Here is a 16,784-nt window from a genome sequence, read left to right on the forward strand (position 1 = left end):
AAAAATGGCGCGTGCAATTTTTTCAACGTGTATTAATGCATATAGAAAAATATATTTTATTATATATAAGTATTTGAAAATATTACATTTAACTTTGAATTTACTGGACGCTACGTACTTGATCATCAAGGATAGTTGTACGCTTTTGAGGGGAGATTCCTATTTCAGGACACATCTTACGCTGTTCTATACTGCGTACGGATGCCAGGCGTGTTTGTAAAGTGTTTAGTCCCATTTCGGTAGAATCTTCTCGAAGAGGCTTACCTGCTGGGGTTAAGGTCATACCTTTCATAACACCTATACCTGGTATTGGATCAAGTTTTACAAAAAATCCTTTGTCTTCTTCTGCATTTCCGTTTTCTATATCGGTTTCTTCCTTGTGCTGTAGCGCATCAACTTTGTCTGAAAGTTTCACATCTTCTACAAAGAGGTGCCGACAATCTAGACTTTCCAACGCAGGCTCTACGGCCCATGCAGTATTCCCAATGATACTGATAGTTAGAGCAGCAGCAGCGCTTACTACTCGTTGCTTTAGGTTTAGCATTTTCCTATCTCCCAGAAGTTCATTTTGAACCATCCATTATATAATTTACCTTTATTAGGCGCAGTGATTAGTACTGAAATTGCATTCCCAGTAAGAAAGCATTGGACGCGTGCGTGCCCATGGGTTTGTACCTGACATAGTCAAAGGTAAAACGAAGGTTGTGGCCATCCAGAACATAGTTTGCGCCAGCATCAAATTGGGTGGTTTTAGGATGGCCAGGGCCGTACATATCTTTTTTATAGCGAAATTGCTGGTATCTTACCAAAGGCTGTAACCGGCCCCAGCCTAGTGTGTAAGGAATAAGGTAAGCGGTGCTGGCCAGAAAAGCCGTACCATTGTTGATACCTCCAACATTCCCATAATCTGCAGAACGTTGGTGATAACCTGCGGCAATATCTTTTACGCCATCCGTATAATACTGATAGTAGGCGCCTTCTAAAGTATAAACACCATAGCGTGCATCGAGGCCAATTCGTTTTTCAAATAGGCCATCAATATTCCAGGCTTTATAATCGCCTTTTTGTTGTGCTGTACCTACACCATCCGTTTCGTACTGGCCTGCTAGGCCAATAGCAAGGATGTCAGCTTTTCCATAATAAGTACTGGCTGTGTAGTAGGCGGGTGATGGTTCGGGATCAAGGAAGTTGTATTCTAAGCGACTGGCAAACAAAGGATGCTCACCATAGTTGGAGGCATCGCGCTGCCAGTTATGACCGCGATAGACACCGGCCACATAGCGAAAATGATTTTTTAGAAGTCTGCCCCAAACGGCCAGCCCATCATCACGGCCAGACCAGGCTCCAGGGTATTGAGCAACAATGGGGAAGGCATATGTACTAAGGAAGTATGGTCCATCAAGGTTGGAGCGATCACTTGGGGTGAGCATACGACCACCCCAAACATTGAATGCTTTCCAGGGTTCAATTTGCAAAATACCATCAAGAACGTTCCAGTTTCCGTCACGCAATCGTTCAAGATTGACGGTTGTTTTAACATATTTATGGAACTGCGCCCCCATATAAATACGCAAGTTGCTTGCGCTGGCGGCACTTGAATTGCTTGGTGTTGCATTCGGATCTTTTGATAGGTACTGCGCTTTGACGCCAACTCCAAGCGTAAAAAACTGATCCTTGCCAAAATTTACCGTGACTGCAGCATGTGTATATTGTGAGGTTATGGCTCCCAAAATGAAGCAGGTAGAAAGGATGCGACTAGAGCGAGAAAGATGTATCGTCCAATTTTTCGAAAACCTTGAACTGACCGTAATCATGCGTTCCCTCCTTTATCCGAGGTTCACTGTTGGGTTACGTTTATAACGTTATGATAACGAACCTAAATTTTTGCATGCGTGAAATGACTTATTTCAATGAGGTAAATCAGTTTTGAAAATTTTCTGGAAAACGGACGGTAAAGTAATAAAATTTAAAAATTCCTTATAAAACAAAATACAATCAATATTTTTGTTAAATTTATTTTGCAAAAATTTTGTATGTTTTGTTTTTAAATATAAAATTTTCATTTTCTGTACGTCAAACAACGTATGGGCCAAAAGCCATATTATATCGGACGATCATGAAGCGGGTTTGAGGAATATATGCCTCCAAACCACATACCACCGAACCTAAATAGGTTTTCGACACAAAGTATGGGAGAGATTCATGGGAAGCACCGGCAGTGTGAGTGCGTGGGAAGAAGCCCTTCTTGTTGCATTGATTCAATATCCGGTCCCGGTCATTAAAGGTCCTGAAGATATTCAGACACAGGTTGACCAGATCTGTCGTGCGGTTGATTCAACCAAGGCAGGGTATCCGGATCTCGACCTTATAGTTTTTCCTGAGTATTCAACGCAGGGTCTCAATACGGCAATCTGGACTTATGATGAGATGTTGCTGACCCTCGAAAGTGAAGAAATTACTCGTTTTAAAGAGGCATGCCGTAGGAACGCTGTATGGGGTGTATTTTCTCTGATGGAGAAAAACGAGAATCCTTCATTACCTCCTTATAATACAGCCATTATTATTAATGCTGAGGGTGAAATTGCCTTACATTATCGTAAGCTACAACCATGGGTACCAATCGAGCCTTGGTCTCCAGGTAATTTGGGAATGCCTGTGTGTGAAGGCCCTAAAGGATCGCGGTTGGCTGTATGTATCTGTCACGATGGTATGTTTCCAGAACTAGCGCGTGAAGCTGCGTATAAAGGAGCTAATGTTTATATTCGCATTTCTGGATATTCGACACAGGTCAATGATCAGTGGGTTTGGACTAATAAAACAAATGCCTGGCAGAATCTTATGTACACCATGTCTGTCAATTTGGCTGGGTATGACAACGTATTTTATTATTTTGGTGAAGGCACAATCTGTAATTATGATGGCAATGTGATCCAACAAGGGCATCGCAACCCATGGGAAATTGTCACGGCGGAATTGTTCCCTCGTTTGGTAGATAAAGCACGTGAAAACTGGGCACTAGAAAACAATATATTTAATCTTGGATGTCGTGCTTATGTTGGAAAACCTGGAGGAGAGAAAGAAAATTACCTTACATGGGTAAGAGATCTTGCTGCAGGAGAATATAAGCTTCCATGGGATAATAAGGTTCGTATTCGAGATGGGTGGAAATACTATCCTGATGGCGTAAAACTTGGTCCAATGCCAAAATAGCTTTTGATAATAACCACCTGTTAAATAAGGCAGGTGGTTGTTTTTTATCTACACCAGAAGGGCTTGAAGAACACGTGCGGTTGCAGATGCACGGTTTTCAACCCCTATTTTTACGTAAGCTTGTTCAAGATGTTTATTAACTGTTCTGTGGCTGATAGAAAGTATTTCTGCAATATCTCGATTGGTTTTGCCTTTTGAAATCCAGAATAGAACTTCTGCTTCTCGCGCTGTTAGATTAAGGCGTTTTTGTAATGAAGCAATCTCATTCCCTTCTTTAGAAACAGTTAAACGTATAAGAAATTCTTCCGGTTCTGGTTGTCCCATAAAAATAAGATTTACATTTATATTCTTACTTTTATTTGGATATTTATAGCATACTTCTGCTATGGTGGGCTCTATTTGGCAATGCTGATACCAGTGTAAGATATCTTCAGGAAGATATGAGCTCTCTGCGATGAGGGTATCGTCCAGAATCAGGGGAACTTGAGGCGTGAACCATAAGATTTTCCCCTGTTTGTTTACAGCTAGAAAATGGTGCCCGGAAAAATCAATTGCTCGGTAGATAGATCTTGTGGTGCGAGCGTTTTTAAGGTGAGTTTGAACACGAGCTAGAAGTTCAGGCGGTTGTATAGGTTTGATGATATAATCAACGCTGCCAACATCAAAAGCCTGTACAATATGTTTTTGCTCAGAAAGACCAGTCATGAATATGACAGGAATATCACATAGCTCTGGCATCTGTTTCATTTGTGTGCACATTTCAAAACCATTTGTTTCTGGCATAAGAGCATCCAAAAGCACCAGATCTACATCTACATCTAAAAGTATGGAAAGGGCATTCTTGGCAGATTGCGAAACAAGAGTAGTGAAGCCAGAATTTTCCAATATATTCATTATAAGAGAAAGATTTTCTGGGCTGTCATCTACAACAAGAACAATGCCGTTCATGATATTTCCTTATAATCTTCTAGAAATTTTTGCAATTTTTTCATTTGCGATCGGTAAGCCATATCACGAATAAGCTGAGCATCAACGGAATCATCTATTTTATTAAGAAGACGTATGATTCCGGCAACATGTCCAATTCGAGATAAGCGACGTAATTCTGCAAGATGGTTATCCGGTAATCTATGAAGAGATGTAGCCGAGGGTTTTGTTGGCTTTGGAGACGGTTTTATAGCACTGAGTGCTTGGTTTATAAGAAGAAGCAGATCTGGAATTGAAACAGGTTTGGAAAGAATGCTATTGCAAAGTCCTTCTCGATTGTTGCCTAAGCGCGTTTGTTCATCAGCAGAAATAACAAAGATAGTAGAATCATGGTTTATACTATTCCGTAAATGACGTGCTAATTCCCATCCATTCATTTCGGGCATGTTGATATCAATAAGGAAAATATCGATCCGAACATGTTTTGCAATATCAAGGCATTCTTGCGCACTTGCTGCAGAGTAAACTAAAAACCCAAAAGGCTCTAGAACATCATTTATCATTCCGCGATGAATACTATCATCATCAACAACAAAAACAGATGGGCGCTTACTACCTTCATGTATTTGAACATTATATGTAGGCGCCGGGTTTTCCTTTGATTCTGTTTGTGCGAGCATTAGCCGCACGCGGCAAGTTGTGCCCAGTCCAACCTGGCTTTTGATTGTGAGTTCACCTCCTAAAATCTGTACAAGAAGGCGAGTTATAGTTAAACCAAGCCCGGTTCCCTGAATGCTTTGTGAAGCAGGATGAGAACTGCGCTGGAAGGGTTCGTGAATACGTTCTATGTCAGTTGCGGGTATTCCTATCCCTGTATCTTGTATCTCAAAAGTTGCAATTTCCATGTTCCATCTGACGGAAAATGACACAGATCCGCTTGGTGTAAATTTGATAGCATTGGAAAGAAGATTAATTAAAATTTGTCGGAGTCTTCTTTGATCTGTCATAACGTATTCAGGCAGATCATCTGGAATATGCTCAATAAACAGCAGTTTTTTTTGATTGACCTGAAAACGAAGCATTTCAGTAAGATGTTTTAGAAATTCTCGAAAATTAATTTTTTCGCGCAAAATATCCATACGACCCGCTTCTATTTTTGAAATATCAAATAAACCTTCAATCAGACCACTTAAATGTTCTGTGCTCCGTTGTATAACTTTTAATCCTTCATTTTGTTTTTCAGGCGTGAGCATTTTATTTTCTAGAAGGTAAGCATAACCCATGATGGAGTTGAGAGGTGTACGGATTTCGTGACTAACACCTACCATAAATCGACTTTTTGAAAGATTAGCTGATTCAGCACGTTCTTTAGCTTTTTTTAATTCCTGATCCGTGCGTTTGTGCGCATGTATTTCTCTCATAAGAAGACGTGTTTGAAATCTATTTTCATCTTCTGCGGCACGATAACTGCGTTGGCTGAGTACCAGAAACCATGCAATGACGGTTAAAGGTGCACTGAGCAAAAAGAATGTTTTCCAGAAAATAATATAAAGCTGGTTGGGTACAATGTGTAGAATTTTTAAAATATTTATATAAATGCTGTATAAAATAATTCCCATGCAAAAAATAAGTATCGAAAAAATGATAAAATAACGACCTAAAATACCAGATACTTGGGTAGCAATAAATTTAGGTAATATACTGTAGGTTACTTTTTTTATTTGCCCTGAAAGATGTGCTGTTTCTGCTTTGCATGCATCGCGACAACGGGAGTCCAACGTGCAACACAACGAGCAGATAAACCCCGTATAGACAGGACAGAAGGCTATATCTTCCTGTTCAAAAGAGTTTTTGCAAATCACGCACACACAATGAACTTTGTCGCCTTGAAGAGAGAGGGGAGGGCGTGCCAGATAATAACGTCCTTCGGTCAACCATCCGATAAAAGGCGCCAGACAAAAGGAGGTTGTTAACCCGATAAATGGGGAAAAAGTTGATAATGTGTCACCAAATAGCCCCGTGTAACTTGTTGCGGCTGTAACAAGGCCGCCTGTCATGCTTCCCATACCTACAGGGTTGATGTCGTAAAGATAGGCGCGGCGAAATTCGATTCCTGCTGGGCTAAAACCAAGTGGTTTATTGATGATGAGGTCTGATGTAAGTGCACCTATCCACGAGGCTGCAATTGTTGAATGGAGGAACAGCATATGCACAATGGTGCTATATACATCCATTTCCATCAAAAGTAGGCCCAGCCCGACATTGAATACCACCCACACAATGCGCCCGGGGTGGCTATGAGTCATGCGGGAAAAGAAATTGGACCATGCAATAGATCCTGCGTAGGCATTTGTAATATTAATTTTTAGCTGTGACAGCACAATGAACAGAATGGTCAATACGAGCGCAAGGCCATGAACCGATGTTACCTGCTGAAAGGCAAGGAGATACATGGTTGTAGGTTGTTGTGCTTCTACTGGGAGCACGCCATGGATAATAGCAATCCATGCTAGAAACATACCTGCAAGGATTTTCAACCCACCGGGGAATATCCAGCCCGCACCGCATGTAAGGAGTACGCCCCACCATGTCCATTTCTGGTACGTCTGTTTCGGCACGGGAAGAAAGCGCAGAAAATCTACTTGTTCACCTATTTGGGTAATCACAGAAAATATGATCGACAGAGCTCCTCCAATTCCGGCCAATTCCAAAACAGGAAGTTCACGCGTGCCTGCGTAATGTATCCAATTTGTTATAGGTACAGGTTGCTTCCAGGCCATAACCAAGAAAGGGAGTAGCTGAAGAATAAGCCATGGTGCAACAGTCCATCTCTGAAAGCGGCTTATAAGAGTAAAACCTTTTGCAACTATTGGAATGATAACGAGTGCTGAAAATATGTAACCTAGCCAAAGGGGGATATCGAGGCACATTTTGAGTATGTCGGAGAGTATCGCGCCTTCTATGGCAAAAAATATAAAAGTGAATGACGCATAGATAAGAGAGGTAAGAGTTGAACCAATGTAACCGAAGCCAGCACCACGTGTAAGTAGATCAAGATCTATGCCATAGCGTGAGGAATAGTAGCTGATAGGGAGGCTTAATAGGAAAATCAGCGCAATACCCAACAGCAGTGCTAGGCAGGCGTTTGGAAAGCCATATTTTAAAAAGACGATACCTCCAATCATTTCGAGGGCAAGAAAAGAAACACCTCCAAAGGCTGTATTCGCGACACTTAAAGGAGACCATCGCCGTGCTGCTTCGGGCGTGAAGCGCAAGGCATAATCTTCCATTGTTTCATCCGCGACCCAGCGGTTGTAGGTGCGGCGTGATCTGATGATTCGCTGATGTGGGAACATGCGTCTCCCCACGACACTATGAGAGCTTCTGCTAGAGTGTGGACCAAAAATCTGTTGAATGTATAGTAAATAACGATTCCGAAATGAAAAGAGTCTTTTAGACCCATTGTTGTACGTTAATCGACGTATGGCGAACGCGTGCCTACTTTCCGACAGTCAGGTTGTTGTCACGGAGTGTATCGACACTCGCAGCCAAGGTGGTAGGTCTTATGCCTGACAAGAAAATTGATCTTTTGAAGCAACAAGCCAGCCGTCGTCAGATGCTTGCTGGTCTTTCAGCTCTTTCACTCACTCCTCTTCTATCTCGTCTTGCATATGCAGATGTTCCATCGACTGCCGCAGTGAATACGACGGGGCTAGCCGTTACCGATGATACTGTCACAGTTGGAATTCTACATTCTATCACAGGTACCATGGCGCTGAGCGAGATCGGGTCTGTTGAAGCAGAGAAGTTGGCCATTGCGCAGATTAATGAAAGTGGCGGCGTTCTCGGCCGGAAAATCAACTTCATTCAGGAAGACGGTGCCAGTGACTGGCCAACGTTTGCCGAAAAAGCGCGTAAACTTCTTGAAAAAGACAAATGTGCATCTGTCTTTGGGTGTTGGACATCTGCATCACGCAAGGCTGTGTTGCCTGTATTCGAACAGTACAATGGGCTGCTTTATTACCCGACATTTTATGAAGGACTCGAGCAGTCACGTAACGTGATCTATACCGGACAGGAGGCTACACAGCAAATTCTTGCTGGCCTTGACTGGATCAGTAAGGAGAAGAACGCGAAAACATACTATCTCCTTGGGTCTGATTATATTTGGCCTCGAACAGCGAATAAAATAGCACGCAAGCATATTGAGAATCACCTTAAGGGATCCCGTGTGGTGGGCGAAGAATACTTTCCGCTGGGGGACTCTCAATTTAACTCCGTCATCAATAAAATTAAGCTCATGAAGCCAGATGTGATCTATGCGATCATTGTCGGTGGTTCAAATGTGGCCTTTTACAAGCAACTTAAGGCCGCTGGGCTAGATCTATCCAAGCACAATCTGATGACCATTTCTGTTACAGAAGATGAAATACTTGGCATTGGAGGCGAAAACATAGCAGGCGCTTACGCATGCATGAAGTACTTCCAGAGCATTGATACTCCTGACAACAAAAAATTTGTTGCGGCTTTCAAAAAAATGTGGGGTGAAAAAAGTGTAATTGGGGATGTTACACAAGCAGCTTATCTGGGGCCATGGCTATGGAAACTTACAGTAGAAAAGGCCGGAACTTTCGATATCAGTAAGGTGATTGATGCATCTCCGGGTATTGAATTCAAAAATGCTCCCGAAGGTTATGTGCGGATTCATAAGAATCATCATCTGTGGAGTAAAACACTGGTTGGTCGTGCCCGTACAGATGGTCAGTTCGATGTGATTTATGAAACACCAGAACTCATGGAGCCAAATCCGTTCCCCGTTGGATATCAATAAACTACGTGGGCACTGACCGTTCATTCGGTTTTTCTTTCTCCCCTCATCAGGAGATACTTGATTATGCTTTCGGGATATTCATTTAATGACCTGGCATCCATTTTTGTTATGCAAAGTTTTGCCGGGCTCATCTTGTTTTCAGTTTTTCTCCTGATGGCATTGGGTCTGGCCATCGTTTTTGGTCAGATGGGTGTGATCAATATGGCTCATGGGGAATTCATGATCCTCGGGGCTTATACAACTTACGTCTGTTCCTATATTTTTGCGCAATGGGCGCCAGCGCTGTTTGGGCTATATTTTTTTGTTGCCGTGGTTCTCGCATTTATTGTTGCTGGTATATCCGGGATGTTTCTGGAATGGTCATTAATACGTTTTCTTTATAAAAGACCGCTGGATACACTTCTTGCCACATGGGGCGTTAGTTTGATTTTGCAGCAAGTCTTTCGGTCAACATTTGGTGCCCGTGAAGTAGGGGTAACGCTTCCTGACTGGATGATGGGGTCATGGAATCTCAGTGATACTATTCAGATTCCTATCAATGGTATGATTGTCATTGCGATTACATTTCTAATTACCGGTGCAATCTATGCTCTGCTTTATAAATCAGGCTGGGGCAAGCAGGTACGTGCAGTCATGCAAAATCGGACAATGGCTAGTAATGTCGGCATTAATACCGAACGGGTTGATCGTTTTACTTTTGGTTTAGGTTGTGGAGTTGCTGGTGTTGCGGGTTCGGCTTTTACCATGATTGGGTCCACAAGCCCTACGGCAGGCCAGCAATATATTGTGGATACATTTTTGGTTGTTGCATTTGGAGGTACTGAAAGTCTGGGGGGGACAATTGCGTCTTCATTCAGTATTTCTCAAGCACGTTCTATCCTTGAGTTTTTCCTTAATGGCTCCATGGCGCAAGTGCTTGTTCTGCTTACTGTCATAGGTATTCTCATGCTGCGTCCACAGGGTCTATTTGCCCTTAAAGTCCGTCGTTAGGAGAAGGGAATATGTTTTCGCTTCAAAGCCGCAAAGATATCTTATTCCTCTCAATTCTGTCTGTCATTCTCCTGATTGTATTGCCTTTGGGATTGGATGCATTTCGCCTTAATCTTGTCGGCAAATATCTTACGTATACTTTTGTAACCATTGGGCTAGTTGCATGCTGGGGAGATTCAGGAATTCTTAGTCTTGGTCAGGGAATATTTTTTGGGCTTGGTGGATATTGTATGGCCATGTTTCTAAAGCTCCAGGCCTCTACTTTGGAGGCTACCAAAAGCCAGTCTACTCCAGGTATTCCCGATTTTATGGATTGGAACCAGATTACGGCCTTACCTTGGTTCTGGAAGCCGTTCCATAGCCTTTCTTTTTCACTCGTGGCAATTATAGCCGTGCCAGTGCTTCTTGCGATGGTGATCGGTGCAGCGATGTTTAAACGCCGTGTTGGAGGAACATATTTTGCAATTATTACACAGGCTATAGCATCTGTTTTGACCATTCTTATCATAGGTCAGCAGGGATATACCGGTGGAGTCAATGGTATTACAGATCTTCGTACGCTTGATGGTTGGGATATTCGTACTGATCATGCCAAACTTGTTCTTTACTACGCAGGCGTTTTTTTACTTTTGGCTTGTTTGCTTCTGGTGCGTTTTGTGCGGCAAAGCAAGCTCGGCCGTATTTTGCGTGCGATGCGGGATCAGGAAGATAGAGTAAGATTTTCTGGTTATAATGTTGCAAATTTTAAAATATTTATTTTTGCTTTGGCGGCAGCTATGGCTGGTGTTGGTGGTGCTCTCTTTACATTAGAAGTGGGGTTTATGTCTCCCACATTTGTTGGGATTGTACCTTCTATTGAAATGGTAATTTACTGTGCGGTAGGTGGACGTAATTCATTGGTTGGGGCCGTGTATGGCACGCTTTTGGTAAACTGGGCTCGCACGAGCTTTTCGGAATCGCTCCCGGAGCTTTGGACTTTTGCTATGGGTGGCTTGTTTATTGGTATTGTTGTTTTTTTACCTGGAGGCCTTGCCAGTCTTTATGAGAATTATATTGACCCATATGTCCTTCGTATTCTTGGCGGAAACCGCAGTCAGACCTCACATGCCGTAGATGAAACAGCATAAGAAAGAAAGCAAGATGAAAATGCAAAATGAAACATTGCTTTCTGTTGAAAACCTTAGTGTATCTTTCGATGGGTTTAAAGCGGTTGATAACTTATCGTTTCAGCTTGCAAAAGGGGAAATTCGGGTCATAATTGGGCCTAATGGTGCGGGTAAAACAACGGTTCTAGACCTCATTTGTGGGCGTACAAAAGCCACATCAGGCTCTATTCAGTTCGAAGGGCGGGAGCTCACTCGGCTTAAGGAGTATGATATTGTTCGGGCCGGGGTAGGGCGTAAGTTTCAGACGCCATCTGTCTATGAAGATCTAACGGTTTTTGAAAATTTGGAAATATCATACCCATCCGGAAGAAGTGTTTTTGAGGCACTTTTTTTTAAGATAGATAAGAAAATTATAAATCGTATCAAAGAAATTTCGGAAATGATTTTTCTTTATAACCATCTTGATCGTAAAGCTGCTGATCTTAGCCATGGCCAGAAACAGTGGCTGGAAATAGGAATGTTGCTTATCCAGGACCCTGCACTTTTGATGCTGGATGAACCTGTCGCAGGTATGACAGTTAATGAACGCGTACGTACAGCAGAGCTACTTCAGCGTATTATACAGTCACGTTCAGTTCTTGTAATTGAGCATGATATGGGGTTTGTAGAAAAAATTGCCCACCGGGTTACTGTTCTTCATCAGGGGCGTATTATTTCAGATGGTTCGATGGAACATGTGAAAAACGACCCAAAAGTTGTGGAGGTGTATCTTGGACACTCAATATAACAATAAAATTACGAATGTTGCTGCGTTGGATAAATCGCTGTTGGATGTTCGAAACTTACATGTGGCTTATGGTGCTAGTGAAGTTCTGCACGGCGTTGATTTACAAGTTGGACATGGTGAAATTGTCGTTCTCATGGGGCGTAATGGTATGGGGAAGACGACACTCATGAAATCGCTTATTGGCAATTTATCTCTTCGTTCAGGAAGTATCGGGCTTGATGGTAAAGATATTACAAAGTTGCCAGCTTATAAGCGTGTTGAATCTGGTCTGGCCTATGTTCCTCAAGGGCGTATGATATTCCCTGCCATGACAGTAACCGAAAATATTGAGACTGGTTTATTTGTGAGGAATGAAAAATATGTTCCAGAAAATCTCTATAAAATTTTTCCGGTTTTGCGAGAAATGGGATCACGAAGGGGAGGTAATTTATCTGGCGGACAGCAACAGCAGCTTGCAATAGCACGTGCTTTGGCAACACGCCCTAAAGTTCTTTTGTTGGACGAACCTACAGAAGGCATACAACCATCTATTATACTTGAGATGGCGCAGACGTTGAAACAAATCCGTGATGATAGTGGTTTAAGTATTATGGTGTCTGAACAGGTGCTCAGTTTTGCTTTGGATATTGCAGACCGTATTCTGGTGATTGAAGGGGGCAATATTGTGTATCAGACAACAAAAGAAGATGTTGATGTTGAGAAACTTACACGTTTTCTATCTGTTTAAATTATTTTAAAAATATTTTTGAAATAAAAATAAAATCAGAAATTTTTTCTAAGAATTTTATGAAATTAGGTCGTGTTGAGTATGCATGATAGAAAAGTAATCAACCAAAGATCATTTATCATAATGTTGGACGTCTAAAACAATAGGGTTGTAAGTATATATTGGATAGACGTCTAGATATGTGGGGTTGGTGTAATGGCTGGGGCACGAATAAATCGCTTTCACAGAAGGTTCCATTTTGACGGTACCTTCTGTGAAGGGCGATTAAAAAATATATATTCTATATAAATATATTTTCGTAATTATATAGAGTAAAATTTTTATTTGATTTGCGACTGATAAGTTTTGATTTTGGTCATGATATCGGTAGCGATTTTGATCAGATCTGTATTTTTGGATGTAGTAATTTCTGTCGTAAGAACTAATTTCATTTTGGCTGTGCTGCTCATGAAATAACGGGAGTAGCTTCGGTCAAACGCTGAGCCATATAAATGTTGCAACCGATCAATTAATTTTTGGTTTTGAGCAGAGGGTTTTGCAGGCAGCGTTAAAGTATGAGTTGTTGCTAATTTGGTGAGTGTGTTATGGTTTTCTGTTAGATCTTTCACGATAGTCGGGCTGAGAAGAGCGATATCGTTGCGAGCCGAATGGGTTTTGGCAAGGTTTGCTAACGCAATATGGGTGAGATCCATTTCATTCAGTTGTTGGACAAAATTTGCGTCAGCAGACGTAAATGGTGCAGCTTGTGCCAAGGCAGGCAAAGGAGGTGCAGGTGGCTGACCGGGGCTGATACAGGCGCTCAGCGCAAAAAGGCCAATAAGAAGTGGCGAATAGGTAAGCGCTTTACAACGAGACAGGGCCAGCATGATCAGAAAATTCTCCTTTGGCCGCACTGGCCGTTTTGTATGACAGTTTTAAATTGTCATACACTGCTTGGGAAAGTCTATGATGATAGGAAGAGATCAAGGAAGCAAGATAGTATTTTCTGACTAGTATTATAAAATAAAGTGACAATAAGAAATATATATTGATAATATTTGTGATTTAATTTATCAAAAAAGAAATGTTCACACTTTATTTAACATCGTGCATTGTGTGGAGGAGAGCACAGTAAATTAAAATGGCTACGCTTCTCTGTGGAAGTGTTTAGGTAAAGTGTGAGGATAATCAAAGAAATGAAGTGTCGTATTGCGGGTTTGTTCGCGGTTGCCTCACTCTCTGTGAGTCTGAGTGGGTGCGGGTATTTTGATTCACGGGCTGCGCATAAAGCACAAATCACAATGATTGGGATGACCTCCTATGATCTGCAAGCCTGTGCGGGTCTGCCAACAGCAACTAAACAGATTAATGATACAACTCAGATTTTTGTTTACACAGGAACGCAGCCACAGCCGAGTTATGGTGGTTCCACCCTTATTCCGATAGGTGATATTGCAACAACAATTGCACAGCTTGGTGGCGGGGGTGGAACGAGTTGTTCTGCGGTAATCCGTCTGGATCATGACCGTGTCTCGGATGTGCATTATACAGGCAATAATGACGAAATGGTTGGAACAGATGGTATCTGTTCCATTATTACACGTGGCTGCGCCCGCCAGCCTGAAGGCACAATGCAAAAATCTGCTGGTGGCATTTGGGGCCCGGTTTCAGCTTTCCATCCGCCGCGTACGCCCCAGCAATCCACAACAGCAACGTACTCTACGCAATCTGGCGGTGTTGTCTTGAATTCTAATAAAAAGTCATCAGATCCAATTATTGTTCCTAGAACACAATAAGGCGCAGGTTTAAAAAGTATTTCTGTTGTATTTTTAGAGGAAGAATATTTTTAGAAATGCTTCCTCTTTATTTTGTTATTTCCGTAATATTATAATATTTTATGGATTTATAGATAATATATTTTGAGAGGCTTGATAATAAGCTTTGGAGGTTACCCAGTGGAGAGCTGTTTCGCCGTCCTTTACGGTCAAAATGCCCTCATCAATTTCCTGCCCTACACTCAAGGATGCCAAGTCTACCTGCAAAAGAAGGTTATAATGCTCCCCCATAGCAACAGGCCCGTATTGAGAATGTGCCTGATAGATGCAGCTAAAGCGTTTGTAGGCTGTGTCTTTTGCAAGTGGATATTTTGAAAAACACCTTGAAACAGAAGCATGCATTGCTCCTTTACCGTGGTCATCTGCGCATCCTGATAAGAACATACAGATAGAAGCAAGGACATGGAAATACTTCGGTATTATGTTTGTGAAAATTTTCATGTTCCAGATAAAGATTTTGTAGACAATAGTGTGTGTAGACAATTTTTAAACCACATGGAATGTAACATAAAAATCTAGAGAAATAACTTGTCAAATATTTGTTCGGCTTGAAAATTAATCCTCTCATCTTTGGTCTTGCTGCAAGAAACGGTGCGCACGTCGTAGTTTTGAAGTGGTAATCTTGAGGAAAGAAGACACCCTTGGCTGAGCTTCCTCTTGTGCCGGAAGACGTTCCGAACTTTTGCGTCTGATTGGTGCAGTAATGAGGAGTGATGCCTGCACGTAAACCGTATTACTCTGGCGTATCAAACAAAGAATGGTCTCTGCTTGTCCCATATCTGCTCCTGATACGCGAGGATACCTTCCATCGCGGAACTACTGACAGCCTCTCTGCTGCGGAGAGTTCTGCTGATGAGATAGGGATCGGTTGATGTCCGTGCCCATTCTGCAATTTCTCCCAGAGCGGCTATTGCCTGAGGGTGCGAGGCTGTGATGTCGTCCAGATACACCCCACTTTCAGGTGGAGGTGGTGGGACGATGCCATAATGGCTCTCGTAAGGGGGAGGCAGGCGGGTCAGACACTCTCTGATGTCTCCCATTAAATCCTGACGGTTCACGGCGAAAACCTTAAACATGGGAGGATAGTATGATCCATATTTAAGATTTTTATCATAAACCTAATTTTTGAGCTATCATCTTGTGCTGTCCTTAAGGTTTGTCTGTTGCTCCCGTGACATGACGATTGCTTCATCCTTGGGCTTTCATGCCGGAAGACAGAAGGTTACTTGAAAGTTTGCTTTGGAGCAGATAGGGGGAAGGTAAGAACAATTCGCATTTGTGCGAGTATGTTAAAGATATCAGATTTCAAAAAGAAAACCTTATATTCTGGGCCAGCATATCGCAATGAGAAACCAATCTATAAAATTTACCGGCATCCGTAACGGATATAAAATATTAACCCTCTGTATTTTTACCTTTTTCCCACTCTGGGCATATGCCCAGAGTACAACACCAGCACAGGAAGTTCTGGAATTTTATCAGAAATACATGATAAATTGCGATCATATGTTTAGTAATGGTGTGGAAAAAAAACGTGATGGTTTATTTTGTAACATGAATATTGAGAAATATATTACAAAAGAATTGCACAAAAAAATAATTTCGGCTTATAAGTCTGGAACTTACAGTAATTTGACTGGAGATAGGAATTATTTCACCCATACTCAGGATTTCGATGCACGATGGGCCTCTTTTATGTCCGTCACAGAAATAAAGGTAGATAGAAATAATTCAGTTATTCGACTTCTCATGAATTTTCCAAAAGGGGCCGGTGAACCGCTTGCAGTGTGCGTCAGGCTACACCGTGAAAGTAGTGTTTGGAAGATTTGCCAGGTAGACCCATCTCTGTATACTGACCTGCCTGATTGTAGGGATAACTGAGTAATTTATTGATAGTATAGATTATTTTTTATGTAATTAAGATGTGAGTTTCTCTTCTAGAAATGCGGCGGTTTCCTGATTTTTCTGTTGGTGTGACTTCCTGTGAACAACTTTGCTGACAGCATCCTTGAACGCATAGGCATGTTTTTTGAGTTCTGCGAGGTCTTCAGGACTATCCTGGATAACGCCCAACAGGGTTTCAAGGTTTCTGAAGATAACAGGAAGCTTTATGACCTGACTTCTGATACATTCCCTGTTTACGGCTTCACTGGTGACACGCCACCATTCCAGAACCTCGATTTTTTCCTGCGTGGTGCATTTATCCAGAATGTCACGGGAAACCATGGAATAGTAGCAGGGGAAAGTACCAAGGGTTTCCTTGATGGCTCGTTTCTTTTCAGGGCTGTATGTCCAACGACTGATTTCCCATTTGGGTCTGGCTTTATTTTCTAATAATCGAAATTGCATGATAAAATTCTCCTTATAAAATAAATGAAAAACTCCTTATGAA

At 42.0% G+C, this 16,784-nt stretch carries 16 protein-coding genes; 8 read left to right on the forward strand and 8 right to left on the reverse strand.

The features are described from left to right. Positions 1-100 precede the first annotated feature (100 nt). Positions 101-544, reverse strand: a complete 444-nt coding sequence (locus WG31_RS00720; protein ID WP_035352509.1) for a hypothetical protein — start codon at positions 542-544, stop codon at positions 101-103. A 67-nt stretch (positions 545-611) separates the two neighbouring features. Beyond that, positions 612-1,814, reverse strand: coding sequence for a porin (locus tag WG31_RS00725; RefSeq protein WP_245191527.1), 1,203 nt, complete (start codon positions 1,812-1,814; stop codon positions 612-614). A 388-nt stretch (positions 1,815-2,202) separates the two neighbouring features. Between WG31_RS00725 and WG31_RS00730 the strand changes: the two genes are divergently transcribed. Beyond that, complete coding sequence (locus WG31_RS00730) at positions 2,203-3,210, forward strand: formamidase (RefSeq protein WP_006116730.1); 1,008 nt, start codon at positions 2,203-2,205, stop codon at positions 3,208-3,210. 48 nt (positions 3,211-3,258) lie between these two features. On the opposite strand, the gene WG31_RS00735 is transcribed toward WG31_RS00730, so the two are convergent. Then, positions 3,259-4,158: a DNA-binding response regulator gene (locus WG31_RS00735; protein ID WP_063353308.1), complete on the reverse strand. Its 900-nt coding sequence runs from the start codon at positions 4,156-4,158 to the stop codon at positions 3,259-3,261. Continuing rightward, the gene (locus WG31_RS00740; RefSeq protein WP_063353309.1) at positions 4,155-7,493 is read right to left on the reverse strand and encodes a hybrid sensor histidine kinase/response regulator; all 3,339 of its coding nucleotides are present in this window, start codon (positions 7,491-7,493) and stop codon (positions 4,155-4,157) included. Before WG31_RS00740 ends, WG31_RS00735 begins: the two co-directional genes overlap by 4 nt. Before the next feature lie 209 nt (positions 7,494-7,702). Between WG31_RS00740 and urtA the strand changes: the two genes are divergently transcribed. The 5 genes from urtA to urtE all read left to right on the forward strand — a co-directional run bounded on the left by urtA (position 7,703) and on the right by urtE (position 12,578). Beyond that, positions 7,703-8,968 (forward strand): urea ABC transporter substrate-binding protein, encoded by a 1,266-nt coding sequence (gene urtA, locus WG31_RS00745; RefSeq protein ID WP_063353310.1) that lies wholly within the window; start codon positions 7,703-7,705, stop codon positions 8,966-8,968. Between the two features lie 63 nt (positions 8,969-9,031). Next, a complete protein-coding gene (urtB, locus tag WG31_RS00750) occupies positions 9,032-9,958 on the forward strand; it encodes an urea ABC transporter permease subunit UrtB (protein ID WP_063353311.1) in 927 nt (308 codons plus the stop codon). A gap of 11 nt (positions 9,959-9,969) precedes the next feature. Next, on the forward strand, positions 9,970-11,085 hold the full coding sequence (urtC, locus tag WG31_RS00755) for an urea ABC transporter permease subunit UrtC (RefSeq protein WP_063353312.1): 1,116 nt from the start codon (positions 9,970-9,972) through the stop codon (positions 11,083-11,085). Between the two features lie 13 nt (positions 11,086-11,098). Then, positions 11,099-11,851, forward strand: a complete 753-nt coding sequence (urtD, locus tag WG31_RS00760; protein WP_063354821.1) for an urea ABC transporter ATP-binding protein UrtD — start codon at positions 11,099-11,101, stop codon at positions 11,849-11,851. A gap of 61 nt (positions 11,852-11,912) precedes the next feature. Beyond that, the gene (urtE, locus tag WG31_RS00765; RefSeq protein ID WP_245191569.1) at positions 11,913-12,578 is read left to right on the forward strand and encodes an urea ABC transporter ATP-binding subunit UrtE; all 666 of its coding nucleotides are present in this window, start codon (positions 11,913-11,915) and stop codon (positions 12,576-12,578) included. 320 nt (positions 12,579-12,898) lie between these two features. Here urtE and WG31_RS00770 read toward each other — a convergent pair whose 3' ends face one another. Then, positions 12,899-13,444 carry a DUF4142 domain-containing protein gene (locus tag WG31_RS00770; protein WP_063353313.1) on the reverse strand — a complete coding sequence of 182 codons (546 nt, stop codon included), beginning with the start codon at positions 13,442-13,444 and terminating at the stop codon, positions 12,899-12,901. 414 nt (positions 13,445-13,858) lie between these two features. On the opposite strand from WG31_RS00770, the gene WG31_RS00775 reads away from it, so the two are divergent. Further along, positions 13,859-14,353: a hypothetical protein gene (locus WG31_RS00775; protein ID WP_063353314.1), complete on the forward strand. Its 495-nt coding sequence runs from the start codon at positions 13,859-13,861 to the stop codon at positions 14,351-14,353. A gap of 99 nt (positions 14,354-14,452) precedes the next feature. Here the strand turns inward: WG31_RS00775 and WG31_RS00780 are convergent, their stop codons facing one another. Both WG31_RS00780 and WG31_RS00785 read right to left on the reverse strand, forming a co-directional pair. Further along, entirely contained in the window at positions 14,453-14,734 is a 282-nt protein-coding gene (locus WG31_RS00780; RefSeq protein WP_063353315.1) for a hypothetical protein, read from the reverse strand. Positions 14,735-15,138: 404 nt separating this feature from the next. After that, positions 15,139-15,468: a Fic/DOC family N-terminal domain-containing protein gene (locus WG31_RS00785; RefSeq protein WP_063353316.1), complete on the reverse strand. Its 330-nt coding sequence runs from the start codon at positions 15,466-15,468 to the stop codon at positions 15,139-15,141. Positions 15,469-15,736: 268 nt separating this feature from the next. On the opposite strand from WG31_RS00785, the gene WG31_RS00790 reads away from it, so the two are divergent. Next, a complete protein-coding gene (locus WG31_RS00790; RefSeq protein WP_063353317.1) occupies positions 15,737-16,273 on the forward strand; it encodes a DUF3828 domain-containing protein in 537 nt (178 codons plus the stop codon). 36 nt (positions 16,274-16,309) lie between these two features. On the opposite strand, the gene WG31_RS00795 is transcribed toward WG31_RS00790, so the two are convergent. Then, on the reverse strand, positions 16,310-16,741 hold the full coding sequence (locus WG31_RS00795; RefSeq protein ID WP_063353318.1) for a hypothetical protein: 432 nt from the start codon (positions 16,739-16,741) through the stop codon (positions 16,310-16,312). Positions 16,742-16,784: the final 43 nt, after the last annotated feature.

The sequence above is a fragment of the Acetobacter oryzifermentans genome (assembly GCF_001628715.1).
In the GTDB taxonomy this organism is placed as follows: domain Bacteria; phylum Pseudomonadota; class Alphaproteobacteria; order Acetobacterales; family Acetobacteraceae; genus Acetobacter; species Acetobacter oryzifermentans.

What these genes read in the sequence shown, in the direction of transcription:
- WG31_RS00720 (WP_035352509.1), bottom strand. Translation starts at nt 544, where the DNA reads ATGCTAAACCTAAAGCAACGAGTAGTAAGCGCTGCTGCTGCTCTAACT.
- WG31_RS00725 (WP_245191527.1), bottom strand. Translation starts at nt 1,814, where the DNA reads ATGATTACGGTCAGTTCAAGGTTTTCGAAAAATTGGACGATACATCTT.
- WG31_RS00730 (WP_006116730.1), top strand. Translation starts at nt 2,203, where the DNA reads ATGGGAAGCACCGGCAGTGTGAGTGCGTGGGAAGAAGCCCTTCTTGTT.
- WG31_RS00735 (WP_063353308.1), bottom strand. Translation starts at nt 4,158, where the DNA reads ATGAACGGCATTGTTCTTGTTGTAGATGACAGCCCAGAAAATCTTTCT.
- WG31_RS00740 (WP_063353309.1), bottom strand. Translation starts at nt 7,493, where the DNA reads ATGTTCCCACATCAGCGAATCATCAGATCACGCCGCACCTACAACCGC.
- urtA (WP_063353310.1), top strand. Translation starts at nt 7,703, where the DNA reads ATGCCTGACAAGAAAATTGATCTTTTGAAGCAACAAGCCAGCCGTCGT.
- urtB (WP_063353311.1), top strand. Translation starts at nt 9,032, where the DNA reads ATGCTTTCGGGATATTCATTTAATGACCTGGCATCCATTTTTGTTATG.
- urtC (WP_063353312.1), top strand. Translation starts at nt 9,970, where the DNA reads ATGTTTTCGCTTCAAAGCCGCAAAGATATCTTATTCCTCTCAATTCTG.
- urtD (WP_063354821.1), top strand. Translation starts at nt 11,099, where the DNA reads ATGAAAATGCAAAATGAAACATTGCTTTCTGTTGAAAACCTTAGTGTA.
- WG31_RS00770 (WP_063353313.1), bottom strand. Translation starts at nt 13,444, where the DNA reads ATGCTGGCCCTGTCTCGTTGTAAAGCGCTTACCTATTCGCCACTTCTT.
- WG31_RS00775 (WP_063353314.1), top strand. Translation starts at nt 13,859, where the DNA reads ATGATTGGGATGACCTCCTATGATCTGCAAGCCTGTGCGGGTCTGCCA.
- WG31_RS00780 (WP_063353315.1), bottom strand. Translation starts at nt 14,734, where the DNA reads ATGCATGCTTCTGTTTCAAGGTGTTTTTCAAAATATCCACTTGCAAAA.
- WG31_RS00785 (WP_063353316.1), bottom strand. Translation starts at nt 15,468, where the DNA reads ATGTTTAAGGTTTTCGCCGTGAACCGTCAGGATTTAATGGGAGACATC.
- WG31_RS00790 (WP_063353317.1), top strand. Translation starts at nt 15,737, where the DNA reads ATGAGAAACCAATCTATAAAATTTACCGGCATCCGTAACGGATATAAA.
- WG31_RS00795 (WP_063353318.1), bottom strand. Translation starts at nt 16,741, where the DNA reads ATGCAATTTCGATTATTAGAAAATAAAGCCAGACCCAAATGGGAAATC.